Annotated in this window: 14 protein-coding genes and 4 tRNA genes; 13 read left to right on the top strand and 5 right to left on the bottom strand. The window is 53.3% G+C overall.

The features are described 5' to 3' along the window. From L2731_RS16640 to L2731_RS16670, 7 genes are all read left to right on the top strand, one after another. A partial coding sequence (locus L2731_RS16640) for a tandem-95 repeat protein (RefSeq protein ID WP_249254557.1) occupies positions 1 to 6404 on the top strand: 6404 nt, incomplete at its 5' end. A 135-nt stretch (positions 6405 to 6539) separates the two neighbouring features. Further along, positions 6540 to 8720, top strand: a complete 2181-nt coding sequence (locus L2731_RS16645; protein ID WP_239852991.1) for a type I secretion system permease/ATPase — start codon at positions 6540 to 6542, stop codon at positions 8718 to 8720. Beyond that, complete coding sequence (locus L2731_RS16650) at positions 8713 to 10095, top strand: HlyD family type I secretion periplasmic adaptor subunit (protein WP_239852994.1); 1383 nt, start codon at positions 8713 to 8715, stop codon at positions 10093 to 10095. Before L2731_RS16645 ends, L2731_RS16650 begins: the two co-directional genes overlap by 8 nt. A 30-nt stretch (positions 10096 to 10125) precedes the next feature. Continuing rightward, positions 10126 to 11538: a TolC family outer membrane protein gene (locus tag L2731_RS16655; protein ID WP_249254558.1), complete on the top strand. Its 1413-nt coding sequence runs from the start codon at positions 10126 to 10128 to the stop codon at positions 11536 to 11538. Beyond that, positions 11538 to 12143, top strand: coding sequence for an OmpA family protein (locus L2731_RS16660; RefSeq protein WP_239852996.1), 606 nt, complete (start codon positions 11538 to 11540; stop codon positions 12141 to 12143). The genes L2731_RS16655 and L2731_RS16660 overlap by 1 nt, the downstream gene beginning before the upstream one ends. Positions 12144 to 12160: 17 nt before the next feature. After that, the gene (locus L2731_RS16665; RefSeq protein WP_041511855.1) at positions 12161 to 12868 is read left to right on the top strand and encodes a transglutaminase-like cysteine peptidase; all 708 of its coding nucleotides are present in this window, start codon (positions 12161 to 12163) and stop codon (positions 12866 to 12868) included. An 8-nt stretch (positions 12869 to 12876) separates the two neighbouring features. Next, a complete protein-coding gene (locus tag L2731_RS16670; protein ID WP_249254559.1) occupies positions 12877 to 14799 on the top strand; it encodes a bifunctional diguanylate cyclase/phosphodiesterase in 1923 nt (640 codons plus the stop codon). A 294-nt stretch (positions 14800 to 15093) separates the two neighbouring features. On the opposite strand, the gene L2731_RS16675 is transcribed toward L2731_RS16670, so the two are convergent. The 4 genes from L2731_RS16675 to L2731_RS16690 form a co-directional block, all read right to left on the bottom strand. Further along, positions 15094 to 15170, bottom strand: a tRNA-Pro gene (locus tag L2731_RS16675). Positions 15171 to 15223: 53 nt separating this feature from the next. After that, positions 15224 to 15300 (bottom strand) — tRNA-Pro (locus L2731_RS16680). An 84-nt stretch (positions 15301 to 15384) separates the two neighbouring features. Further along, positions 15385 to 15460: transfer RNA gene (locus L2731_RS16685), tRNA-His, on the bottom strand. Positions 15461 to 15503: 43 nt separating this feature from the next. Then, a tRNA-Arg gene (locus L2731_RS16690) sits at positions 15504 to 15580 on the bottom strand. A 218-nt stretch (positions 15581 to 15798) separates the two neighbouring features. On the opposite strand from L2731_RS16690, the gene L2731_RS16695 reads away from it, so the two are divergent. Continuing rightward, positions 15799 to 18447 carry a sensor domain-containing diguanylate cyclase gene (locus tag L2731_RS16695; protein WP_249254561.1) on the top strand — a complete coding sequence of 883 codons (2649 nt, stop codon included), beginning with the start codon at positions 15799 to 15801 and terminating at the stop codon, positions 18445 to 18447. A gap of 28 nt (positions 18448 to 18475) precedes the next feature. Here the strand turns inward: L2731_RS16695 and rep are convergent, their stop codons facing one another. After that, positions 18476 to 20488 carry a DNA helicase Rep gene (gene rep / locus L2731_RS16700; RefSeq protein WP_249254562.1) on the bottom strand — a complete coding sequence of 671 codons (2013 nt, stop codon included), beginning with the start codon at positions 20486 to 20488 and terminating at the stop codon, positions 18476 to 18478. A gap of 240 nt (positions 20489 to 20728) precedes the next feature. Between rep and ubiK the strand changes: the two genes are divergently transcribed. From ubiK to L2731_RS16725, 5 genes are all read left to right on the top strand, one after another. Further along, a complete protein-coding gene (gene ubiK / locus L2731_RS16705) occupies positions 20729 to 20989 on the top strand; it encodes a ubiquinone biosynthesis accessory factor UbiK (RefSeq protein ID WP_249254563.1) in 261 nt (86 codons plus the stop codon). A gap of 227 nt (positions 20990 to 21216) precedes the next feature. Then, positions 21217 to 22569 (top strand): cell envelope integrity protein CreD, encoded by a 1353-nt coding sequence (gene creD / locus L2731_RS16710; RefSeq protein ID WP_249254564.1) that lies wholly within the window; start codon positions 21217 to 21219, stop codon positions 22567 to 22569. 106 nt (positions 22570 to 22675) lie between these two features. Continuing rightward, entirely contained in the window at positions 22676 to 23443 is a 768-nt protein-coding gene (locus L2731_RS16715; RefSeq protein ID WP_249254565.1) for a phosphatase PAP2 family protein, read from the top strand. 74 nt (positions 23444 to 23517) lie between these two features. Then, on the top strand, positions 23518 to 24018 hold the full coding sequence (locus tag L2731_RS16720) for an Lrp/AsnC family transcriptional regulator (RefSeq protein WP_249254566.1): 501 nt from the start codon (positions 23518 to 23520) through the stop codon (positions 24016 to 24018). 238 nt (positions 24019 to 24256) lie between these two features. Beyond that, positions 24257 to 25615 (top strand): sodium-dependent transporter, encoded by a 1359-nt coding sequence (locus L2731_RS16725; RefSeq protein ID WP_249254567.1) that lies wholly within the window; start codon positions 24257 to 24259, stop codon positions 25613 to 25615.

Genomic DNA, 25615 nt, shown 5'->3' on the forward strand with positions numbered 1-25615 from the left:
CAACCCTGACCATCACGGTTGATCCGGTCAACGATGACTTCACCGATGACAACGAAGTCATTAACGTCAATGAAGACAGCGGCGCCACCACAGGTAATGTGATTGATGGCACCAGCGTCGATGGCGAGCTGAGCGTGCAGAGTTTCAGCATCGACGGCGTTACCGGCCCATTCACCCTGGGTCAGGCAGTTAACATCAATGGCGTCGGCAGCTTCACTCTAAACGCTGACGGCAGCTATAGCTTTACCCCGGCCACCAACTACAACGGTCCAGTACCAGTGATCACCTATGTGCTCACCGACGGCTCAAGCACCGACACCTCAACCCTGACCATCACGGTTGATCCGGTCAACGATGACTTCACCGATGACAACGAAGTCATTAACGTCAATGAAGACAGCGGCGCCACCACAGGTAATGTGATTGATGGCAGCAGCGTCGATGGCGAGCTGAGCGTGCAGAGTTTCAGCATCGACGGCGTTACCGGCCCATTCACCCTGGGTCAGGCGGTTAACATCAATGGTGTCGGCAGCTTCACCCTGAACGCTGACGGCAGCTACAGCTTTACCCCGGCCACCAACTACAACGGTCCAGTACCAGTGATCACCTATGTGCTCACCGACGGCTCAAGCACCGACACCTCAACCCTGACCATCACGGTTGATCCGGTCAACGATGACTTCACCGATGACAACGAAGTCATTAACGTCAATGAAGACAGCGGCGCCACCACAGGTAATGTGATTGATGGCACCAGCGTCGATGGCGAGCTGAGCGTGCAGAGCTTCAGCATCGACGGCGTTACCGGCCCATTCACCCTGGGTCAGGCGGTTAACATCAATGGCGTCGGCAGCTTCACCCTGAACGCTGACGGCAGCTACAGCTTTACCCCGGCCGCCAACTACAACGGTCCGGTACCAGTGATCACCTATGTGCTCACCGACGGCTCAAGCACCGACACCTCAACCCTGACCATCACGGTTGATCCGGTCAACGATGACTTCACCGATGACAACGAAGTCATTAACGTCAATGAAGACAGCGGCGCCACCACAGGTAATGTGATTGATGGCACCAGCGTCGACGGTGAGCTGAGCGTGCAGAGCTTCAGCATCGACGGCGTTACCGGCCCGTTCACCCTGGGTCAGGCAGTTAACATCAATGGCGTCGGCAGCTTCACCCTGAACGCTGACGGCAGCTACAGCTTTACCCCGGCCGCCAACTACAACGGTCCGGTACCAGTGATCACCTATGTGCTCACCGACGGCTCAAGCACCGACACCTCAACCCTGACCATCACGGTCACCCCAGACAACACCGATGTGGCCAACGATGCGATCACCGTGGCAGAAGACACTGTTGCCAGCGGCAACGTGCTGAGCAACGATGAGGCCGGTAACACCAGCGTGGTCAGCTTCACCCTCGACACCGACGGCAACGGCTCACAAGAGAGCTTCACAGCCGGTGACAGCGTCACCCTGGCGGGCGGCATACTGATGTTTAACAGCAATGGTAGCTACAGCTTCACGCCAAACCAGGATTGGAACGGCAGCGTACCGGTTGTCACCTACACCACCAACACCGGTGAGACGGCGACCCTGACCATCACGGTCACCCCAGACAACACCGATGTGGCCAACGATGCGATCACCGTGGCAGAAGACACTGTTGCCAGCGGCAACGTGCTGAGCAACGATGAGGCCGGTAACACCAGCGTGGTCAGCTTCACCCTCGACACCGACGGCAACGGCTCACAAGAGAGCTTCACAGCCGGTGACAGCGTCACCCTGGCGGGCGGCATACTGATGGTTAACAGCAATGGTAGCTACAGCTTCACGCCAAACCAGGATTGGAACGGCAGCGTACCGGTTGTCACCTACACCACCAACACCGGTGAGACGGCGACCCTGACCATCACGGTCACCCCAGACAACACCGATGTGGCCAACGATGCGATCACCGTGGCAGAAGACACGGTTGCCAGCGGCAACGTGCTGAGCAACGATGAGGCCGGTAACACCAGCGTGGTCAGCTTCACCCTCGATACCGACGGCAACGGCTCACAAGAGAGCTTCACTGCCGGTGACAGCGTCACCCTGGCGGGTGGTGTACTGGTGGTTAACAGCAATGGTAGCTACAGCTTCACGCCAAACCAGGATTGGAACGGCAGCGTACCGGTTGTCACCTACACCACCAACACCGGTGAGACGGCGACCCTGACCATCGCGGTCACCCCAGGAGTCGACGGCGGCAACAATGTTGACCTTATAGTCGATGATGCCAACACCCAAGGCACTGCAACCGACAGCGACAGCGCAGGTTTGAGCTTCACTGCAGGTGCTTACGATGTAACAGGTTTTGCTTTTGGCAACATTGGCGATATCAATGTTAGCGGCCTTGACGCCAACATTAGCTGGGACCTTGATGCCTCGGGTAACCTGATCGGCAGCATAGACGGCACACCGGTATTACAGCTAAGTCTATCGGGTAGTAACATCAGCGCGGGCGCCACCGGTTCGGTAACTGTTTCAGTGACCCTGCTGGATAACTTGCCACACGGCGCAAACGTCGATGACATTGTCATCAATGGCATCACTGTAGAAGCGACAGATACAAGTAATGCAACCGCCACGGGTTCTGTATCCGTGAAGGTTATCGACGACGGCGTCACGCTCGATCCGCTAGACCTTGCCGGTGACAATGCCGCAGGTATCTATGATGGCGTTATCAATGTCGACGGCGCAGATCAAGACTTTAGTGCAGACCTCTCAGGCAATATTTCGGGCGGGGGAACCTTCTCCGACTCAGGCATTACCGCCGGTGGTTTGACCGTGTTCTACTATGTCGATCCGGCCAATCCAGGCATACTCATTGCCTATTCGGATACCAGTGGCACACCTTCGGCTTACGATTCTGGCAACGGTGCGCAATCGGTGATATTTACCCTATCTATCGATCCGAATAGCGATAGCTACCAGCTAGATCTGAAGCATGCCATCGATGAACTCAGCACAGTGACTGTAGCCAACATGAGTGGTGGTAAAGGCGGTAACACGCCAGCAGCCTATGTGATGGCCGATGGTACAATTTATAACGATATTAATGATGTAACGAATCCGAATGACATTGCATTCACCTTAACGTCTACATCGGGCAGCATTGCAAGCACCGTCAATGGCAACACCAATGGTTTCGGCGCACAAAACGCCTGGGTCGATCAAGGCGAAGCACTCATCATCGACTACGCCAATGAGGTAGCCTCCGCTTCGATCAACTTTAGCGGTGCCACCTATATCCATTACAAGGCATACGATGCCAATGGCAACTTGCTGGGCGAAGGCGACATTACCAGCGGACAAACCATTGGGAACCTTGGCGAAATTAGCTATATCGAAGTGTCCACCAGTGCGCAAGGGGGGCATGCCAACTTCCAGTTTACTGGTACGTCGGCAGAAAATATCGTCAGCTCTACCGTAGATGTAGATCTCGACTTCACAGTCAATGTTACCGACAGCGATGGCGATACCTCTACAGGTTCTATCCATATTGACCTTGATGCACCTGGCAGCACAACTACGGCACCAACGGCGCTGACTGCCAATGCAATCTCCACCTTAAGCGAGGGCGACCTATACAAAGATGGCACCGAGTCCGACTTACAGACACTGCGCTTCAAGTCTGGCAGCGAGTCGATTACGGCATTCCAGTTTGGCGATACGGATGATATCCAAGTCTCTGGTGTCAATGCCAAGATAAGCTGGTCATTTAACGAGAACGGACAACTCATAGGTACCTTCATGGGTAAAGAGGCTATCCGCCTGACCCTGAATGGTAATCGTATCGAAAGTGGCGAAGAGGGAAGCGTTAGCGTTACTGCCGAACTATTGGCCTCTTTCCCACATAATGTTTCTAGCGAGAATCTAGTAATTACCGGCATCAACATTGTCGGCGTCGATGCTCTGGGGCAGAAGGCTGTTTCCACTATCACAGTCTCTGTCAGTGACTATGCAGAAGCGGTAAATGATAGTGTTCGCGGAACAGAAGATCATGACCTTTCAGGCAATCTGCTCACGAATGATATCGATCCTGACGACGAGTTATCTATCGTTAGCTTTAAGCTATCAGGAAAGACATATCAGGCAGATGGCAGCATCATTAACCTTACCGAAGGCAAACTGAGTATCCACGCAGATGGTCGCTTTACGTTCGAACCAAATCAGCATTGGAGCGGTACGCTGCCACAGATTGAATATCTCACCAATACGGGTGACACGGCTATTCTCGATCTGAATGTCGTAGCTGTCGCCGATGCTCCGATACTGAGCGCAAGTACAGGTGACGTAGTCCAAGGCGAAGTAGCCCTGGATATAAACGTGGCACTCGTCGACAGAGATGGTAGTGAGTCACTGACAGACGTTACCATTCAAGGTGTCCCAAGTGGCGTCTCGTTATCCGCCGGTACTCTCAACGCCGATGGCAGCTGGACAGTCAGCGTTAACCAATTGGGCAACCTCAGCATCAAGGCGGACGATAGCTACAATGGCGATCTGGAATTCACCTTGACCATTAAGGCAAGCTCAGTTGAGCAAAGCAACTCTGATAGCGCCTCTAGCCAGACTATGCTGGATGTTTCGCTGAGAAACTACCACTATGACAACGGTACAGATGGCGACAACGTGATCAATGGTGGCGAAGATAATGATGTCATTGTCAGTGACACAACTGGCATACAGGTAGTACAGGGCGAAAACTACAATGTCGCCTTTATCCTGGATTCGTCAGGAAGTATGGGCTCGAATCGAATTGAGTCGGCTAAGGATCAGCTACTACAGGTCTTCAATACATTGAAGGCCAGCGTGGGTGGCGCTACCTCAGGTACGGTGAACGTATTACTTGTCGACTTTAACAGCGGCACTAAGGCACATGTGGCCGTTAATCTAGCCGATTCAGATGCTATCTCTAAGTTAGAGAGCGTACTGAAGGAAATCAGCAGCGACAATGGTAGAACCAACTACGAGGCGGCATTTGAGACTGTCATCGATTGGTTTAGTCATGGTTCGGCAGCTAGCAATACAGGCACCAACCTGACCTACTTCATTACAGACGGTGAAACCAACAACTACAACGTGGATGCGGATCCTGAAGATGTGTGGGTTTATAATAATTACTACAATGACTGGGATAAAAAGTTATCCGATCTTCTAGATAAGTACGTCCCAGGCCAAGAACTTAAGCACGATGGCAAAGTCATCATCGATGAATACGGTAACATTAATTACTGGTATAGAGACGATGGCTCATGGAAGCATTATCAAACCGGTAGCATAAGAGTCGACGAAAATGGCGACTACTATGTCGCGAAGATCGCCTACGGATACAGCAATGGTAACGGCACAGACGTCACGGCAGAGTCTGAAGCATTGGCTGCCTTCCAAGTGCTTAACACTCTGTCTAACGTGGAAGCTATTGGCATAGGCAGCGGTATCAGTCTGAATAAGCTTACCCCTTATGATTCAGATGGTAATGTAGCCACCAATATCAATGTGAGTGACCTGGCGAGCATCATCCTGGGCTCTAAAGAGATGCTACTTCAGGGTGATGACACGGTTAACGCTGGTGAGGGTAATGACATCGTCTTTGGCGATCTGGTTCAGTTCGACGGCATCGACGGCCAGGGCTACGCAGCGCTGCAGAAATTTGTGGCACAGCAACTGGGTGAAGATGCTTCAACCGTTACAATCCAAGATGTTCATGAGTTCGTAGCAGCCAACCCCGCGCTATTCGACACCTCGCGTGACCATGACGGTGACGACATTCTTGCCGGCAATCAAGGAGATGATATCCTCTTCGGTCAAGGCGGCAATGACGAGCTTCACGGCGGTAGCGGCGATGATATGCTACTAGGCGGTCACGGCAGCGACATGCTGATCGGTGGTGCCGGCGAAGATATTCTCATCGGTGGCCTGGGCGATGACACCCTAACCGGTGGCACAGGTAAGGCCGATAGCGAAGCCGATACTTTCGTTTGGCAGCAAGGTGATACGGGTACCGACCACATTACCGATTTCGATATCAGCCAGGACAAGCTGGATCTAAGCGATCTACTCCAGGGCGAAAACGGCGGTAACTTGGAAGACTACCTCCACTTCACCGTTGATAACGGTTCAACTACCATTGAAATTGATGCCAATAACGATGGTCACGTGGACCAGACCATAGTGCTCGACGGTGTCGACCTGAGCCATCTGGGCACAACCGATGGTCAAATCATCAACGGTTTGTTGGGCTCAGAGGGTAACGGTGCATTGATCGTAGATAATGCCGCATCTGACACTGCGCAATCTAGCTACAGTGTACCGACAAGCCTAGACGACGAAGGCCAAATTCAGACAATACTCCCTTAAAAAGGGATAACAGTAAAATGGCACCAACTAGTTTCGGCTAATTGGTGTCATTTTTACTTTGGTGATGTTTTAGTATTACTTCTATAATTGTTCTACGATAATTTTATAATAAAATCTTAAGGATAAGCTTTTAAGGTGCAAGCTTCAGCGTCTCCAAAAACTGAACAATGGACAGTTTCAGCCTCCCAAAGAGTGACTGTCGATCCCTTGTTAGACAGTTTAGTGTTATTGACAGAATACTTTGGCAGCCCCTGTTCCAGCGAGTCATTAGCCGCTGGACTGCCGCTGTCGGGGAGTATTTTGACACCCGAACTTGTCCCACAGGCAGCTAGTCGAGCCGGGTTGGCGGCCAAGCTGACTCGTAAGGGGCTGGATCAGATCTCCCCGATCCTCCTGCCTTGTATCTTGCTGCTAAAAGATAAGAATGCCTGTCTGCTGCGAGAGATCGACATAGACAAAGACAGGGCTGTGATTCAGCTGCCGGAAACCGGCGGCGAAGAAGTGCTCAGCATAGAAGCGCTCGAAGCCATGTACGTCGGATATCTGTTTCTCGTTAAACAACAGTACCGTGGCGACATGGGACTGGATGTGCATCTGCACGACAGTCGCACCCACTGGCTTATCCAAACCCTAAAAGATTCGGCGCCCATCTACCGAGACGCCTTAATAGCCTCCGTGCTGGTGAACCTGTTCGCCTTGGTATCGCCACTGTTTATCATGAATGTCTATGACAAGGTGGTGCCTAACCTCGCCTTCGAGTCCCTATGGGTACTCGCCATAGGCGCCGGCATCGCCTACATCTTCGATCTGGTCATGCGGCAACTCAGGGCCTATCTGATCGATGTGGCGGGCAAGAAGGTCGACATCATAGTGTCATCGAGGCTTTTCGCTAAGGCCATAGGCATCCCCTTAGAGAAACGCTCCCCCAGTATCGGCGGCATGGCACGCCAGTTGGGCGAATTTGACAGCATACGCGAGATATTGACCTCGGCGACCATCACCACCCTGGTCGATCTGCCGTTTGCACTGTTCTTCATGCTGATCATCTATATAGTTGCCGGCGATCTGGCCATCATCCCTGTGATAGGCGGCATCATTATCATTGCCTATACCCTGATCATGCAGCCGCGCCTCAAGGCGGCTATCGAAGAGAGCAACAAGTTCTCTGGCCTGAAACATGGTCACCTGATCGAGTCTCTGGCCTCTATCGAGTCGATAAAATCCAGCGGCGCCGAAGGCCTAGTGCAGAAGAGCTGGCAGCAGATGATTGGCCACACCGCTAACTGGCAGCTGAAGGTCAAGAAGATCTCCACCTCGGTCACTAACGTTGCCAACTTCACCGTACAACTCTCCGTGGTCTGCGTGGTGATCTTAGGGGTATATCGCGTCGCCGATAACGATATCTCCATGGGCGGCATTATCGCCGCGGTGATCCTGTCTAGCCGGGCCATCTCACCCATGGCGCAGCTGGCCGGCCTGATGACCCGAGGCAACCATACCGCCAGCGCCCTAAGGCAGCTGGATCAGATCATGACCCAGGAAGATGAGTTTGAGAATAAGGGCCATCTGGTCAGCAAACAGCGTCTCAAGGGCCAGATCAACGCCGACCACGTCAGCTTTAATTATCCTGGCTCAGAGCGTCCCGTACTGCACCCCATGTCCCTGTCGATTGCACCGGGTGAACGCATCGCCATCATAGGCCGCAACGGTTCGGGCAAGAGCACCCTGGCCAAGCTCTTAGTCGGCCTCTACCAACCTACCAAGGGCAGTTTGCGCTACGACGGCCTGGATTCGGCGCAGATTCACCCAACAGATCTGCGTAGAAACTTCGGTTACCTGCCTCAGGACATCACTCTATTCCACGGGACAATCCGCGACAACATACTCTTCGGTACCCGACAGGTCACCGAACATCAGCTAATCCGTGCGGTGCAGTTGTCTGGCGTCAACCAGTTTACCGATATCGAGACCGAAGGCTTAGATCAACAGGTCGGTGAAGGCGGTCAGTCTCTGTCTCGCGGTCAACGCCAAACCATAGCGCTGGCACGGGCGACCCTAAACGATCCGCCTGTACTCTTAATGGATGAACCGACCGCTAGCTTAGATGCGCGCGCCGAAAAGCAATTTATTCGCGCCATGAAGAATGTCTCCAAGGAGCGCACCCTGCTGCTGATTACCCACAAGATGCACCTGCTGAATCTCGTTGACCGTATCATAGTCTTAGATCGAGGCCATCTGGTGGCCGACGGCCCGAAAGAGCAGGTACTCAACCAGCTCGCCAAGGGGCTACTTTCGGGAGGGCCGAAGAGTGAGTAAGCACTTAACTACCCAAGATTTAGAGATGGTCGATGACGTCTACGGCGCCATGATGACAGATGCGCCCACCAGTCACAGGCTGATAATCTGGGCCCTGACCGCCCTCGCCTTTAGCTTCCTGGTATGGGCCTATTTTGCCGAGCTGGATCGGGTGACCACGGGCACAGGCAAGGTGATTCCCTCGTCTCAGGTACAGGTGATTCAGAGTCTGGACGGCGGCATCATGAAAGAGTTGTATGTCCGTGAAGGCATGACGGTCACCAAGGGCCAGCCTCTGGTGCGCATAGATGACACCCGTTTTCGCTCAGACTTCGCCCAGCAGGAGCAGGAGGTCTACAGCCTGCAGGCTAACGTTATTCGTCTGCGCGCCGAGCTCAACAGCATCACCATCTCAGATGTGGCCGCCGACTGGCGCGAGCAGGTGAAGATCGCCAAACAGCCGCTACAGTTCCCGCCTGAGCTGATCGAAAGCGAACACGACCTGATAGAGCGTCAGCGCGACGAATACTCGGGCAGGCTGGACAACCTGAGCAATCAGCTGGAGATCCTAGCGCGCCAGATCCAACAGAAGCAGCAGGAAACCGAAGAGCTGGCCTCTAAGATCAATACCCTGACAACCAGCTTCCAGCTGGTGACCCGGGAACTTGAGCTGACCCGTCCGCTAGCCGACAAGGGGATTGTGCCCGAGGTTGAGCTGCTTAAGCTGGAACGTAACGTCAACGACATTCGCGGTGAGCTAAGCTCGCTCAGGCTACTCAGGCCGAAGGTTAAGGCATCACAGGATGAGGCGATACTGAAACGCCGCGAAGCCGTGTTCGTCTACGCCGCAGAGGCCCGCACCCAGCTCAACGAGATGCAGACACGTCTGTCGCGCATCAACGAGGCTCAGGTGGGCGCACGAGATAAGGTGAGCAAGGCCGAGATCGTCTCGCCGGTAAACGGCACGATCAAAACAGTTCATATCAACACCTTAGGTGGTGTTGTTCAGCCTGGCATCGACATCATAGAGATAGTGCCATCTGAAGATCAGCTGCTTATCGAAACCAAGATCATTCCGAAAGATATCGCATTTTTACATCCTGGCTTACCCGCCGTTGTTAAAGTTACTGCCTACGATTTCACTCGTTACGGTGGCCTCAATGGCGTTGTGGAGCACATCAGTGCCGATACAACACAGGACGAAGAGGGAAACAGTTTCTATCTTGTAAGGGTTAGAACTGAACTATCAAGTTTGACGAAAGACGACGGCACCCAGATGCCCATCATACCTGGCATGTTAACCACGGTGGATGTGATCACTGGGCAAAGATCTGTTCTGGAGTACATACTTAATCCAATTTTGAGAGCAAGAGACACTGCTCTACGTGAACGTTAAGTTCACAACAATAACCAGGGGGGTTACCAAATGAGTAAGCAAACCATGCATCAACTAAAGCGCAGTGCCATGGCACTCGCCATTAGTGCGATGTTGATACCCGGGGCAGCCTCTAGCCAAACGCTAGAACAGGCTGTCGCCCATACGCTGGATACCAATCCAGATATTCGCATCGCATTTAATCGCTTCAAGGCACGCGAAGAGCAGGTCAATCAGGCAATCGCCGGTTACATGCCAAGCGTTGATATCAGTGGTGGCTATGGCTGGGAGCAGACAAATAGTCCGTCTACCCGCCGCCGTGCAGGCCAGGGCGATGTTGACGAGGATGGTGTCATCGAATTGATGCGTGGTGAAGTCGGATTTAGCATCAAGCAGATGCTTTTCGACGGTTTCTACACCTCGAGCGAAGTGGATCGTTTTAGCTTCGAAGCCAGCGCCGATCAATGGGCCCTGTTTGCCGCTGCCGAAGATATCGCACTGGATGTGGCTAAAGTCTACGTCAACTATATCCGTAGTGAGCAAGTGCTGACCCTGGCAGAGAAAAACCTGCAGAGTCATAAAGACATCTATGATCAGATCAAACAGCGTACAGATTCGGGCCTGGGCTCAGTCGCAGATCTGTCTCAAATCACGGGTCGTCTGGCCCGCGCCAACGCCAACGTGATCGCGGCGAAGAACAACTTCTTCGATGCCAAGGCGCAGTTTGTTCGTATCGTCGAGAAAGAGCCGGAAAACCTAATCGTTCCCGTGCCTGATGACGATATGCTGCCGACCAACCTCACCGACGGCCTCAAGGTTGCCCAGGAAAACCATCCTATTCTGAAATCGGCCGCCAGTGATATCTCGGCAGCAGAGAACGAGCGTTCATCTGCCCAATCCAACTACTATCCTAAGCTCTCGCTGGAATTAGGTGGTAACTGGAACGATAACCTTGACGGTGAAGATGGCTACTCAGCCTTCGCCTCACAAAATGTCGGCGGTCATAACAATGATCTTGTCGCCATGGTAAGGGTGAAATACAACCTGTTTGCCGGTGGTAAAGATCTGGCCCGCGAGAAGGAAGCGGCCTACAAGATCGGCGAGGCAAAAGAGATTCGCCAGCGTGCCTATCGTCAGGTGGTCGAAGGGGTCAACCTGGCCTGGAACGCCTATGAGATGCTAGAGCCACAGAAGCTCTATATCCGCGATCACGTCATCGCAGCCAAAGACACTCAAGTCGCCTATAGCCAACAGTTCAACCTGGGACAGCGCACCTTATTGGATTTGCTGGATACCGAAAACGAACTGTTTGAAGCGCGTAAGGATTACCTCGATGCCGAATATGACGAGATCCTCTCCGAATATCGCATCCTTAACGCTACAGGAAGACTACTGGAATCGCTTCGTGTGACTCGCCCCGATGTCTGGAAGGGTGAGCGCGAATACGAAGGGGGAGTAAAATAATGAAAGCCTTATTGATTATTCTTAGCGTCGCCTTACTGGGCGGCTGCGCCTCGCGCGACATAGTGACCATGGATACCCCAACCAATCAGGTATTCGATCTTAACGACAAAGATAAAGATGGTGTTATTGTCGCTCGCGAACGCTGTAACGATACTGTGCTCGGTGCCAACATTGATAACTACGGCTGTGGTAAGATTAAGCCGATCAATGAGCGTCAAGAACTTAAGATATTGTTCGCCAACGACTCTTACTACATTGATCCCCAGTACTATGATCAGGTAGAAATGGTTGCGACTTTCATGAGACAGTACCCCAATACTAAGGTGACCATCGAGGGCCACTGCAGTAAGACGGGTAGCTATGAGCACAACCTGACGCTGTCGCAAAACCGCGCCGATGCTGTAACTTCGCTGTTGTCCGAGCGATTCGGTATCGCCAACGACCGTCTGACCGCCATAGGCTACAGCTACGACAGACCGGTAGACCCTACTCATACCAAGATGGCACACACACGTAACCGCCGCGTGATCGCAGAGGTAACGGGTGAAGACACCAGAGCCGATATGAAGTGGCACATCTACACTGTTGATGAACAAGTAAAATAAAAAAATAGTCGGAGAAGATGAAGGCCAAAATTGGCAGGCAAAAACGCTTTCAAAGGGTCTGCCAACTTTGCGTTGTGGCAACGGCCCTGGGGTTTTCTTGCCTATACGCTTCTCCGACACAAACACTCGACGCCAACTACATTAAGTCCACCCTAGAAGCCCGATACGGTGAGCGCGCAGGCATGCGCGTCGCCGCCTGGTTTAAGGTGCTGGACGAATCGCAGGGGCTGAGTGAACAAGAGAAGATCACCAAGGTAAATAACTTTTTCAATCTGTTTAGGTTTGTGGACGACATCAAGTTGTGGGGCGTCAGTAACTACTGGGCCACACCGATGGAGTTTATCGGGGTGAATGGCGGCGATTGTGAAGATTTCTCCATCGCCAAATATTTCACCCTACTGCAGCTGGGCATTCCCGATGACAAGCTGCGGATCACTATGGTCAAGGCCACCTCGGTCAACCAGTACCACATGGTGTTAGCCTACTATGAAACGCCCGGCTCCATCCCCTTGGTGTTGGATAACCTGGACAGACAGATTAAACCGGCCACCCAGAGACAAGATCTGATCCCCGTATACAGCTTTAACGGTCGTCAGTTGTGGCTAAACAAAGAAAAAGGTCGCGGTGTACTGGCAGGCTCATCGGGACGCCTTGAAAAATGGAATGATCTCAAAAATAGATTAGGTGTTGAGCGACTCAAAATGCCTAAGTTAAGATTGGAGTAGCGAAAACAATGACACTGTTTCGACAGATATACTCACTGCTTTTTGGCCTGTTCTTGGTCGTTGTCATCAGCCTGGCTTATGTACAATTTACAGAGACGCAAAGCTTTCTGACCAAGCAGATGGAGTCCGATCTCAATAACACCAGCCACAGTCTGGGGATCATGCTGGTTCCCGATCTGGAAGCGGGTGACATTGTCGGCGCGGAGACGCTGATCAACGTTATCTTCGAAGGCGGCTATTACCAACAGGTGAAACTCACCTGGCTGGTCGATGGCAAACAACAGGTGTGGGAAAACGACGTTAAGATTGAGGGCGTCCCCCAATGGTTTATCGACCTGGGGTTCTTCGAAACCATTAAACGCGAAAGCACCATTACCTCGGGTTGGATCCAACTGGCCAAGCTAGAGATCACCGCCCACCCTGGCTTTGGTTACAACGAGCTGTGGCGCACCCTGACCAACGCCATCATAGTCATCTCTATCCTGTTTTTACTCGCCATCATGCTGGCGCGCTTCGGACTAACCTGGATCCTGCGACCACTGCATGAGATTGCCGAGCATGCGACCGAAATCGCCCAGCGTAAGTTTGGTCCAGACATGGCAATTCCCAAGACCTCTGAGCTTAAATCCGTGGTCGAAGCCTTTAACAGCATGTCTCACCAGCTCAAGCAGATCTTCAGCTCTCTGGACGAAGAGGTGACAGAACTGCGCAAGAAGAACCTAGTGGATCAAGTCTCTAAGCTGCCAAACCGACAATATATGATGGGCCGCCTCAACAGCTGGTTGAATGAACCCAACAATGGCTCGCTGATGATGGCTAAGTTTGACTGGCTAGAAGAGGTGCACAGCAAGTATGGCTATCAGGTTCGCGATGAAACCATACGCCTGCTGGCCGAGAAAATGCAGGAGCAACTAGACGAGATCGCCCCTTCCGTCATCGCCCGTATCGCCGCCTATGAATTTGCCTTCCTGATCACCAGTGCCGAACAGGAGCAGAGCAGCAAGTACCTGCATACCCTGATCAGAACCGTGAATCAGGAGATCTCCAAGGCGGGCTGTAAGCCTAACGAGCAGTTTGCCATAGGTATCGCCCAGCGCACCGACAACATGACGGTATCGGACATACTGGCGCAGACAGACAACGCATTGCAGAAGGCAATCGCCGACAACAAGGTGTTCCATTGGTTCGAGAGTAACGAGAAGCAGCTTTACACCCGTGAGCAGTGGCGAGAGCATTTGAGCGAGGCCATCAGCAGCAAGAAGTTCCAGTTCAAATGGCAGCCGGTCTATCATACCCACAAAGATGAGGTGGTGCAGCGTGAGCTCTATTGTCAGCTCACCATAGGCGATAAAGAGATCCACGCGGGCCAGTTTATGCCTTATGTCGAGCTGCTCTCACTGGGGTCTATGCTGGACAGATGCCTGATCGAAACCATAGTGGAAAATGGTCTGCTGGAGCGTAATGATGAGCCTATCGCCATCAACCTTACCTTCAACAGTCTGAGCGATACCAGTTTCCATAAATGGCTCAACAAGTTCCTGAGCAGTACGCAGCAGGCCCAGCGTATCGTGTTTGATATTCCAGAGGCCGGCGTCTATAGCGATCCCGACGCCTGTCAGGCCCTGTGCAACATCATTCGTGATAATGGCGCCCACTTCGGCATCGATCACTTCGGTCGTCAGTTTGGCTCTATGTCTTACCTGCAGAACCTGAGACCTAGCTACGTCAAGTTAGATCAATCCTTCGCCTACTATGACGAGAACGAGCACAACAGCGAGCTGTGCCGCGCCCTGGTAAACGTCGCCAGAGGCCTGGATATCCAGATCATCGTCACAGGCATTCAGGAGCAGCCACAATTGGCACGTTTCGAGCCGCTCAAGGCCAACGCCTACATGGGCTACATCTACCCGCCCACTCGGGTTGAGCTATAACGAAAAAAGCTGCCCAAAAGGCAGCTTTTTTTATCCATATGAGAAGGCTTAATAAATAGAAAGAAGGCCTTATACCAATCACAGTAAGTATGTGCTCAGAAATAGCGCAGGAAAAACGTTTGAGAACAAAGCAGGATGTTTAGATAAGTAGTTATTCTACAATTAAAAATTGCTAGTACAGTTATCGAGCGTTTTAACAAGCTAGAATGATCAATTATTCATTACGATTGGTATTATTTACAAAAGACAGGCAAAGAAAAAGCCCTTCGATTACTCGAGGGGCTTATCTATGATTGGTCGGTGATAGAGGATTCGAACCTCTGACCCTCTGGTCCCAAACCAGATGCGCTACCGGACTGCGCTAATCACCGAAAATCTTTTTGTATCAGTAAATGACATCTTAAAACATCACTCACTTGGAAACTGGTCGGTGATAGAGGATTCGAACCTCTGACCCTCTGGTCCCAAACCAGATGCGCTACCGGACTGCGCTAATCACCGAAACAATGGATATTTTACGAGGTGCCGCCTCACTTCACTTTATCAAAAATTGGAATGACTCGTGAAGTCTGTTGCAAGAAGAAGTGGGGTGACTGATGGGACTTGAACCCACGACAACCGGAATCACAATCCGGGGCTCTACCAACTGAGCTACAATCACCACTGATGTTGACTTCTTTACGCTAACTTGACCCTCATCCAACTGGTGCACCCAGAAGGATTCGAACCCTCGGCCTCACCCTCCGGAGGGGTGCGCTCTATCCAGCTGAGCTATGGGTGCCTGCCTTGTTAGCGCCGCATATAGTATGGATTATTTTACTGCGCGTCTATAGCAAACACATATTTTTTTACGCGTTTGCTCAAGTTTTAGCAGATTTAAGGAGATATTAAGCTGACGACGTCAAAATAATGACTTGGTGCTGGTGTTTTTTTATGCTATTTATAATCATTACCCCAAATCCTAGCGAAAAAATATAATTACTTGTGATTGGCGGAACCATGTTTAGGGATAAAACAGGTCAACATTCACCCCGTGAAGTTGGCCGTTTATACAAAAGGATATCTCGCTTAAAGAGCCTGGCTCGGAAGTACAAGCGTTCTGAGATCGTCCAACATACACTATTGGATATCTCCAATCTTGCCGCTCGGGTCGAGCGCGCCGAAGACTTCTACGCAGGTATCCAGACCAATCTCAATCGCCTCCTCCCCGCAGACAACTTCTTCATCGCCATCACAGACAGAGAAACCAACAAATTAGGTGTACCTTTCTTTGTCGATGAGAAAGATCAGCATCCAAGCCAGCTTTACCCAAGCGAAGAACTCTCTACCACCCTCAACAGCGGACTCACTGGCTATGTGCTGCGCAGCCAAAAGCCCCTGCTATGTGATGATGATAAGTTTGAACAGCTGCTCGCCAGCGGTGAAATCGTCAGTCGCGGCTCGAGTTGCCACCAGTGGCTGGGCGTACCTATCTTCAGTAGCGATCAGACCATAGGGGTGATCGCGGTACAAAGCTATGATGCCAACATCACCTATGGCGACATAGAAGTTGAGCTGATGACCTTCATCAGCCAGCATATCTCGGGTGTTATCGAGCGGGTTCAGTATCAGCACAACCTGGAAGCCGCTATCGAGCACAGGACCAAGGAGCTGAGCGTCGCCTACGATAAGCTCAAGCAGGAGGTGACCGAGCGGCGACGGGCGGAAAACCTGCAAAAATCACTGTTTGAGATTGCCGAGCTCTCCAACTCGACCATAGACCACCACAGCTTCTACAGAGAGCTGCACAGGGTGCTCAGCCATCTGCTCCCGGCCAACAACTGTTATATCGCCTTGCTCGAGGACAATGGCCGCGAGCTACATTTTCCCTTCTATGTCTCTCAGCTCAACGTGGGAGCACCACAGAGGCGCCCATTGGCCGATGGCCTGACGGAGTTTATCCTCAAACATAAACGTCCCCTGCTGCTCGATGGCAGCGATATCAAGACGCTGATCAAAAACAAGCAACTCTACGCCAAGGCACCCCAGCTCAACTACGCCGAAACCATACATCAGTGGATCGGCGTGCCGCTGTTTATTCAGGGCATAGTCAAGGGTGCGCTAACCATCTACAGCTTTACCCCGTCGCAGACCTACCAGGAGAAAGATCTGGATCTGCTCACCTTCGTGTCGCAGCATATCGCGGCGGCTATCGAGCGCAAACTATCCGCTGAATCGCTGAAACAGAGCTACGAACAGTTAGAAGAGAAAGTCGCCCAGCGTACCCGCGCCCTGGCGATGCTCAACCAAGACCTGGAGAAGGAGATCGCCCAGCGCCGCAAGGTCGAACAACAGCTGGTGCATGATGCCAGCCACGACACCTTAACCGGCCTGCCCAATCGCGCCATGTTTATGGAACGCCTGGCACAGGCGGTCAAACATGTCAGGCGCCATGCCAGAGACAGATTTGCCCTGCTGTTTATCGACCTCGACCGCTTTAAGCTGATCAACGACACCTTAGGTCACCTGCAGGGCGATCGCTTTCTAATCGAAACCGCTCGTCGCCTCAACCTCTGCATCAGGAGCAACGACACCTTAGGGCGGATCGGCGGCGATGAGTTTGTCATACTGCTAGACAGCATTAATACCAATAGTGACGCCATCGAGGTGGCCGAGCGCATCTTAGGCGAGCTGAGCGAGCCCTACCAGCTGTCGAATCAGAGCTTTACCTCGGGCGCCAGTATTGGCATCGCCTTCAGCGGCCAAAGCAGTGGCGATACCAGCGAATCGCTATTAAAGGACGCCGATGCCGCCATGTATCAAGCCAAGTCCAACGGCAAGGGCTGCTTCGTCATATTCGATCACAATACCAGCCACCAGCAGAGCCACGACATCACCCTAGAGATAGAGCTGAGGGAGGCGATCGCCAAGAAGGCGTTGGCACTACAGTATTTCCCCGTCATGGCATTGGCGACCCAGGAGGTTATCGCGCTGGAACCCAGACTCTATTGGCAACACGAGCAGCTGGGGAAGATAAAGCAGGATCAGCTAAGCAACATTGCCGAACACTGCAACCTGACCAAGGAGCTGGATCTCTACCTCTTCGATCAGCTCAATAGCGACTATGACAAGGTCATGCAGCAGGTCGATGGCAAGGTGCAGCTACATATCAAAGTCGCCAGTCAGCACCTCAAGCATAAGCACGCGGTGCGTAAGCTCAAGAATCGCATCAAGCAGAGCTACTATAAGCCAGCCAATATCTGGGTCTTCTTCAACGAAAAGGCCTTTGTCGCCGACAGCGACAGCCATATTCAGGCCTTCGACATCCTGGCCAAGCAGTCGATCAACATAGGCCTCTGCGCCTACGGCAGTGCCCACACCGCGCTGAGCAGCCTAAGCTTCCTGCCCTTGAGCGGCCTGAAGCTCGACCCTAGCTATATCAGTCATCTGAATAATCCGCAGCAGAAGAGGCTGCTCAAGGCTCATCAGCTAACCGCATCGGCGCTCGAACTGACCCTGTTTGTGGAAGGGGTTAAAACGGATCTGCACAGGCAGCAGCTGGTCAGCCTGGGCTTCGACCAAGGTCAGGGCCAGGCGCTGGGCGAGTCTATCGACCCCAGTCAACTGCCTGAGCCAAGCCGGTCTCGCAGCGGCAGCATCTCTGCCTAGGCAGAGATATCCACTTAAGCTAGCCCAATTACTTCTTCAGCATATCCCGTATGTTGGCTATATTGGCCCGGCCCGATTGCACTCTTTGCTGCTCGGACTGAGGCGGCTTGCGGTTTTCCCAGATGAGATCGTCCTGAGGCAGCTCCATCAAGAAGCGACTAGGCTCACAGCGTATCACCTCACCAAACTGTCGTCGCTCGCGGCAGATCATGAACCACAGTTCCCGCTGGGCCCGCGTGATCCCCACATAGGCCAGGCGCCTTTCCTCCTCGACATTGTCTTCATCTATGCTGGTCTGGTGGGGCAAAATACGCTCCTCCACCCCCACCATGAAGACATAGGGGAACTCCAGCCCCTTAGAGGCGTGCAGCGTCATCAGCTGTACCTGATCTCCTGCCTCATCCTCGCTGTTGCGCTCCATCATGTCTCTTAGGGTCAGACGGGTCACCACTTCCGGCAACGTCATGCCTTCGTCCAGCTCATCGCCCTCGAGCATCTCGGTCACCCAGCGGTAAAGCTCGGAGATGTTCTTCATCCGCATCTCGGCGGCCTTGGCGCTGGTACTGGTCTCGTACAGGTAATCTTCGTAGTTGATATGGCGAATGAGCTGCTTCACCGCCTCGACCGGCTCGCCGCGGGTCGCCGCCTCCCCCGTGTCGACGATAAACTTGCCAAACTGGTACAGGGCCGACATGGCCGCCGGCGGCAGATGATCATTTAGCTCGGGCTTAAATATCGCCTCGAACATGGAGATGTGCAGCTCGTTGGCAAAGTTACCGAGCCGCTCCAGGGTCGCAGGCCCAATGCCGCGTTTAGGCAGGTTCACCACTCGCAGGAAGGCGTTGTCGTCGTCGGGATTCACCACCAGACGCAGGTAGGCCATGATATCTTTGATCTCGGCGCGGCCGAAGAAGGAGGTGCCGCCGCTGAGCTTGTAGGGAATACGGTTGGTCATCAGCGCCCGCTCCAGCAGGCGCGACTGGTGGTTGCCCCGATAGAGGATGGCATAGTCGCCAAACTGAGTCTTGCCCACAAACTTGTGGCGAATCATCTCGGCCACCACACGCTCGGCTTCTTGTTCCTCGTTGGCGGCGATCAACACCCGCAGCGGCTCGCCATAGGCCAGCTCGCTGAACAGCGACTTGTCGTAGACGTGTGGGTTATTGGCGATCAATATGTTGGCCGCCCGCAAGATCCGCTGACTCGAGCGATAGTTCTGCTCCAGCTTAATCAGCTTAAGGGCGGGAAAGTCTTGCCCCAGTAACACCAAGTTCTGCGGCTTGGCCCCACGCCAGGAGTAGATGGACTGGTCGTCATCCCCTACCACGGTAAAGCGGGCGCGCTCACCCACCAGCAATTTCACCAGCTCATACTGACTGGTGTTGGTATCCTGGTATTCATCCACCAACAGGTATTGAATGCGTTTCTGCCAGCGTTCGCGCACCTCCTGCTTGTGCCGCAGCAGCAGGGTGGGCAGCAGGATAAGATCGTCGAAATCCAGCGCGTTGTAGGCCTTCATATGCTGGGCATAGCGCTGATAGAGCAGGGCGAACAGCTGTGACTGTTCGTCTCTGGCACTCTTGATGGCGCGATCCGGCGTCATCAGATCGCCCTTCCAGTTGGAGATGGCCGTCATCAGCATGCGCAACAGATCTTTATCGCCATCGAACTCCTTCTCGGTCAGCTCTTTCAGCAGCGCCAGGGTATCCTGATCGTCAAACAGAGAGAAGCCGGGCTTAAGGCCGACCACCTTATACTCCCGCTTGATGATCTCAAGCCCCAGGGTGTGAAAGGTCGAGATCCACAGCCCTCTGGCCTCTTTACGCCCCATCGACTGAGCTACACGCTCCTTCATCTCCCGCGCCGCCTTGTTGGTAAAGGTCACCGCGGCGATGTTGCGTGCCTGATAACCACACTTCTGTACCAAATAGGCAATTTTATTGATGATCACGCGTGTCTTACCACTGCCCGCGCCGGCAAGCACCAGACAGGGACCAGAGACATAGTGAACAGCATCATTTTGACCGGGATTGAGCTTCATTAACTAACGGCTACCAACTAGAGAAATCTTAAGATCGGCCAGGGATCATACCAGAATCTTTGCCATAGCTCAGACAAAAATATCTAGGCTTTGCCCTGAGCTTAACCGCAGATGACCGGCCTGCTTCAGACGTGAGCCCGCCCCCAACACGGGGCCAAGCCACCGGTTTTTAGTTGTCATCCCAGTAGGCTTAGGTACAATTCGGGCATAGCATTAAACGGCCAATGGCGGACAGAAAAGATGATTAACCCCAAAAAGATCGAAGAAGTAGCTAAGCAGCTAAGCGATAACCTCCCCAGCGGGCTTAAGCAGTTTGCCGGTGAGTTTGAAGAGAAGAGTAAGCAGATACTGCAAAACCAGCTGATGAAACTCGATCTGGTTTCGCGCGAAGAGTTTGATGTGCAGCAGCACGTACTCTTGAAGACCCGCGAGAAGCTGGAATCGCTCCAGGCCCAGGTAGATGCCCTGGAAGCCAGACTCAGACAGCAAGACGAGGCCTAAGCCTGTCTGCGTAAGGCGGCGCCTATAGCGCCCCATTCACAAAAAAGAGCGCCCGACGCTCTTTTTTATTGCCTCTCAGTACCGTTTCCTCTGCTTGCCCGGCTTTCGATTGCTCATTTTCAATTGCCTCGGTTTTGCCACAATTTGCCATCCTAATGCCCGCCTGTCTGGCAAGAGTTATGGTGTAATGGCGCAATACACTCAGACCGTCATTGAGAGGGAATTTTATGTTAAGTCGGTTACCCCTAGCCAACAGCCCCCTAAGCAAGAAACTTATCTTCATCGCCATTCTCACCCTGGTGGCGATGATCCCCTTGGGACTCATCGAGAGCCTCACCTCAGACAGGCAGCATCTGTACCACGACGTGGTCCATGAGATAGGTCGCTCCTGGGGCGAGCGGCAGACCATTGCGGGACCGGCGCTGGTGATCCCCTACACCTATGAGGTGGTGCAGGAAAGTATCAGTGACACGGGCAAGATGACCAAGGCAAGGCACACCTACGACAGCGAGCTGGTCGTGCTACCCAAGCAGCTCAATCTCGCCGTCTCGCTCGACCATAGCTTTCTGTCGCGCGGTATCTTTCGCTCGCTCGTCTATCAGTCTCAGGTCACCGGCTCGGCGCAGTTTCGCCTCGAACCTTATACTCCGGCCAACTTAGTCAGCCTGCACCCCGAGCGAGCCAGACTGGTATTTGGCATCTCTGCCAACCAGGCCATCGACAAGATCAACCGCTTCACGGCTAAGATTGACCAACAGGAGGCCGCTCCGCAAAGGCTCATGCCAGGCACAGGGCTGGAGCAGCTCGGCGGCCTAGACAGAGGGTTTCACCAGCCAATCACCTTGCAATCCGACAACCAGCAACTCTGGGTAAACTTCGATATCAGCCTGCGCGGCTCCCAAGGGATCTCAGTGCTGCCCATAGGGCAACAGACCCAGGTCACACTGTCTGCAGACTGGCCTCATCCGAGCTTCCACGGTCTGCTGCCGACCGAGCGGCAGATCAGCGCTGAGGGCTTTAGCGCCCAGTGGGACGTGAGCCACCTGACCCGCAACTATCCGCAGGTATTCACCAAGATACAGGAGGTTAACCTGCAGGAGATAGCGGCTCAGGCGACCCTATATGAGCCGGTTACCCACTACGGTAAGATCGAACGCGCGGTCAAATATGGCCTACTGTTTATCATGCTCACTAGCATCATGTTGCTGATCTTCGAACTGGGGCAACAACAGGTCTTGAGCTCGATTCAGTATCTGCTGGTCGCCAGCGCCATGGCGCTCTTCTATCTGCTGTTGCTCTCCCTGTCGGAGCATATCAGTTTCGGTTACGCCTACCTGCTGGCGGCATCTGTACCACTACTGTCTGTCTCGGCCTATATTGCCAGCGTGACCGCCAGTCGCCAACGGGGCGTCTTTATGGTCATCATGTTGCTGGCGCTCTACAGCGTGCTTTACTCCATCCTGAAGTTGGAAGACTATGCGCTGCTGATGGGCTCTGGCCTGCTGATGATGGTGCTGCTGATCCTCATGTACCTGACTCGCCACCAGATCGAAGCGCCTTCAACCCCACGGCAAGAGTAAATAACACCCCAGGCGCTGGCCAGACTAGCCAGCGCCGCCTAAGCGGGTTAGCCTAGCGCTTTTCAATAACCGTATTTTTCAAACAGGAAGTTTTAAGAGCACACCTATGAGATCGAATCCACCCTCCAATCTCTATTTTTCCGTGGTGCTACTCTGGAGCGGTCTGACGCTGATCCCCGCCACAATCTACTTAGGCGGACTAAGCCTGTTTCCCTGGCTCGAGCTCAGTTCCCTCAAGGCGCAGATACTCTTTGGCTTAACCAGCTCGGGCACGGCGCCCTATGGTGTGCTCACCGTGCTTGCCCTGCTTCTCGCCTGTTATCTGTTGCTGCCACGCAAACAGCTAGTGCATCTACTGTTTAGCATCTGCCTCGCCATGGGACTCAGCCTGGGGCTAAATCACTTTCTCAAGCCTTACTTCGGCCACCCCAGACCCAATGTGCAATTCTTGGCAGAGAACCAAGGGTTGTCGCTTAGCGGTTTTTATCAGGCCAGTCAGCCGACGCGACGGGCCTTGATGGCGCAGGAGATTGCCAAGCTATCAAAGAAGATCAATCTATCACAGGAGACCAAGCTATCCCTCTCCCCCAAGATAGCCCAGCATTGGCAAGATGAGGTGGGTTACTCGTTTCCCTCGGGTCACACCCTGTTTGCGGTGACGCTCACCCTAGTCGTCAGCTATTTTTTGTTGGCGGCGCAAAGGTTTTTATTCGCCGCTCTGTTATGCTTATGGGCGCTGGCCATGGGGTTTAGCCGCATGTTACTGGGCATGCACTGGCCCCAGGATATCTTGGCCGCCACCCTGCTTGGCGGCGCTATCGCCCTGCTCGCCTTGCTGATCACCGAAAAATGGCGCGCCATCGGCCAAGGCTAATGCCTAACTGGGCTAATGTTTGACTGAAACAGTATTTTACTTCCACAAGGGTTTACTCTTACCCGGCGACTGACATGACAAGACTACAACTCGACAAGACCGACATTCAGATCCTCAAATTACTCCAAGCCCAGGGACGCATGGCCAATCAAGATCTGGCGGCCAGTGTCGGCCTGTCGCCCTCACCCTGTTCGCGCCGGGTCAAGGCGATGGAGGAGGCGGGTATCATCGCCGGCTATGCCGCCATGGTCGATGCGCCCTACTTTCAGCTGACCCTGACGGCCTATGTGCAGGTGCGCCTGGAGAAGCATACTCAAGCCATACTCGATGAATTCGAACAGGCCATAGATGCCTATGATGAAGTGCTCGAATGCGCCCTGCTCACGGGTAGCGACGCCGACTACCAGCTCAAGGTCTTGGTCAGAGACATGGATGCCTTCAAACATTTCCTACTGGAGAAGCTCACCAGTAATCCGCATATCGCCGGCATTCGCTCAAGCTTCGTGCTCAAGCAGGTCAAGAACCGCACCGCTATTCCGCTACCCGAACTCGAGGCTCAGGACGATAAAGCTTGATAAATTGCACAAATTTCCATTTTTTTGACCACGCAATTCGATTGCGTCGAGGCGTTCCTCAGCAAAGGTGAAGCAATAATTTCCCACCAAAAGCCTTTTGGTAAAATTTTTCATCTTATAAAGGCGATTTTGAGAAAAAATAACAAAGTAACAACCTGCAAAGGCGCTATTTATCACCCTTGACCGACTAAAATAAAGCACTATGATGCGCCCTCTTTAGCACCTGGGTAAGAAATAAATGAGCACAAAAGATGTAGGGCATTTCAGCTCACGTATAGGCTTTATCATGGCGGCAGCAGGATCGGCCGTTGGCGTCGGTAATATCTGGGGGTTCCCCACCCAGGCGGCAACCCATGGTGGCGGCGCCTTCCTCTTAGTGTATCTGGTGCTGATTTTCTTACTGGGCTACCCCATGTTGGTGGCCGAACTCATGATTGGCCGCCATGGCCAAACCAACCCAGCAGACGCCATGGCCAAACTTGGCAGCAACGCCCTGACTCGCAACCTGGGCAAGACGATTGGCTTCGCCTCTATCCTTACCGCTACCCTCATCTGCACCTTCTACAGCATATTGTCGGGCTGGTTTGTCAGCTTCACCCTGGCCCCATTGGCCAAGATGTTGGGGATGGCAGAGCTTGCCCACTGGCTAACGAGCTTCTCGCTGGAGCGTAACTTACTCTTCACCCTAATCTTTATCCTCATGGTGATCTTAGTGATCCGCCAAGGCGTGCAGCAAGGGATCGAGGCTTGGTCCAAGCGGCTCATGCCGCTGCTGTTGGCAATCTTGATATTGGGCGTGGCCTATATTCTGACTCAACCCGGTGCGAGCCAGGGGCTAAACGCCCTACTGATACCGGATTTCGACCGGATCTGGGAACCTCAGGTGCTTATCGGCGCCTTGGGCCAGACCTTCTTCTCGCTCACCGTGGGTACTGGCGCCATGATGGTTTACGGCGCCTACCTGAATCGGCAGGAAAACCTGGCCAAGCTGACTGCCTATGTGACACTCACCGACACCAGTGTCGCCTTCCTGGCCGCCTTGATGATCATTCCCGCCATGTATGTCGCCCAGCATAACGGCGTCGCGATATTCGCCGAAGATGGCAGCCTACTTAACGCCGATACCTTGGTGTTCACCGTACTGCCGGCGCTGTTCGATAGCTTGGGCGGCTTAGCTGGGCAGCTGATCGCCATCGTCTTCTTCATCCTGATGACCATAGCCGGGCTGACATCGGCCATCTCGATTGTCGAGGTGCCCACCAGCTATATGGTGGAGAAGACAGAGATTCAGCGTCACAGCGCCACCTATCTGGTGGGCGGTGGTATCGCACTGCTGGCGACTATCATGGTGTTTAATTTCGATGCCCTATTCGCTCTTGTGATCACCCTGACCACGGAGCGCGCCCAACCCTTTATCGCCCTGGGCATCGCCCTATACACTGGCTGGGTATGGCATAGAAACAGCCTGCTCAAGGCGATAGCCGCCCAGGAAGGCGCCAAGCTCGACGGCCTCTTCTGGCGCATCTGGCCTGTGTACGTGAAATATGTTTGCCCAGTGCTGATCCTCGCCATCATATTGCAGCTGCTGACCGCCTAA

Origin of the sequence: Shewanella aquimarina (genome assembly GCF_023349185.1) — a bacterium.
Taxonomy (GTDB): domain Bacteria; phylum Pseudomonadota; class Gammaproteobacteria; order Enterobacterales; family Shewanellaceae; genus Shewanella; species Shewanella aquimarina.

Bases quoted from the DNA above. Each gene is read 5' to 3' on its own strand.
- L2731_RS16655 (WP_249254558.1), top strand. From the start codon at position 10,126: ATGAGTAAGCAAACCATGCATCAACTAAAGCGCAGTGCCATGGCACTC.
- L2731_RS16695 (WP_249254561.1), top strand. From the start codon at position 15,799: ATGTTTAGGGATAAAACAGGTCAACATTCACCCCGTGAAGTTGGCCGT.
- rep (WP_249254562.1), bottom strand. From the start codon at position 20,488: ATGAAGCTCAATCCCGGTCAAAATGATGCTGTTCACTATGTCTCTGGT.
- L2731_RS16720 (WP_249254566.1), top strand. From the start codon at position 23,518: ATGACAAGACTACAACTCGACAAGACCGACATTCAGATCCTCAAATTA.
- L2731_RS16725 (WP_249254567.1), top strand. From the start codon at position 24,257: ATGAGCACAAAAGATGTAGGGCATTTCAGCTCACGTATAGGCTTTATC.
- L2731_RS16715 (WP_249254565.1), top strand. From the start codon at position 22,676: ATGAGATCGAATCCACCCTCCAATCTCTATTTTTCCGTGGTGCTACTC.
- creD (WP_249254564.1), top strand. From the start codon at position 21,217: ATGTTAAGTCGGTTACCCCTAGCCAACAGCCCCCTAAGCAAGAAACTT.
- L2731_RS16660 (WP_239852996.1), top strand. From the start codon at position 11,538: ATGAAAGCCTTATTGATTATTCTTAGCGTCGCCTTACTGGGCGGCTGC.
- L2731_RS16665 (WP_041511855.1), top strand. From the start codon at position 12,161: ATGAAGGCCAAAATTGGCAGGCAAAAACGCTTTCAAAGGGTCTGCCAA.
- ubiK (WP_249254563.1), top strand. From the start codon at position 20,729: ATGATTAACCCCAAAAAGATCGAAGAAGTAGCTAAGCAGCTAAGCGAT.
- L2731_RS16670 (WP_249254559.1), top strand. From the start codon at position 12,877: ATGACACTGTTTCGACAGATATACTCACTGCTTTTTGGCCTGTTCTTG.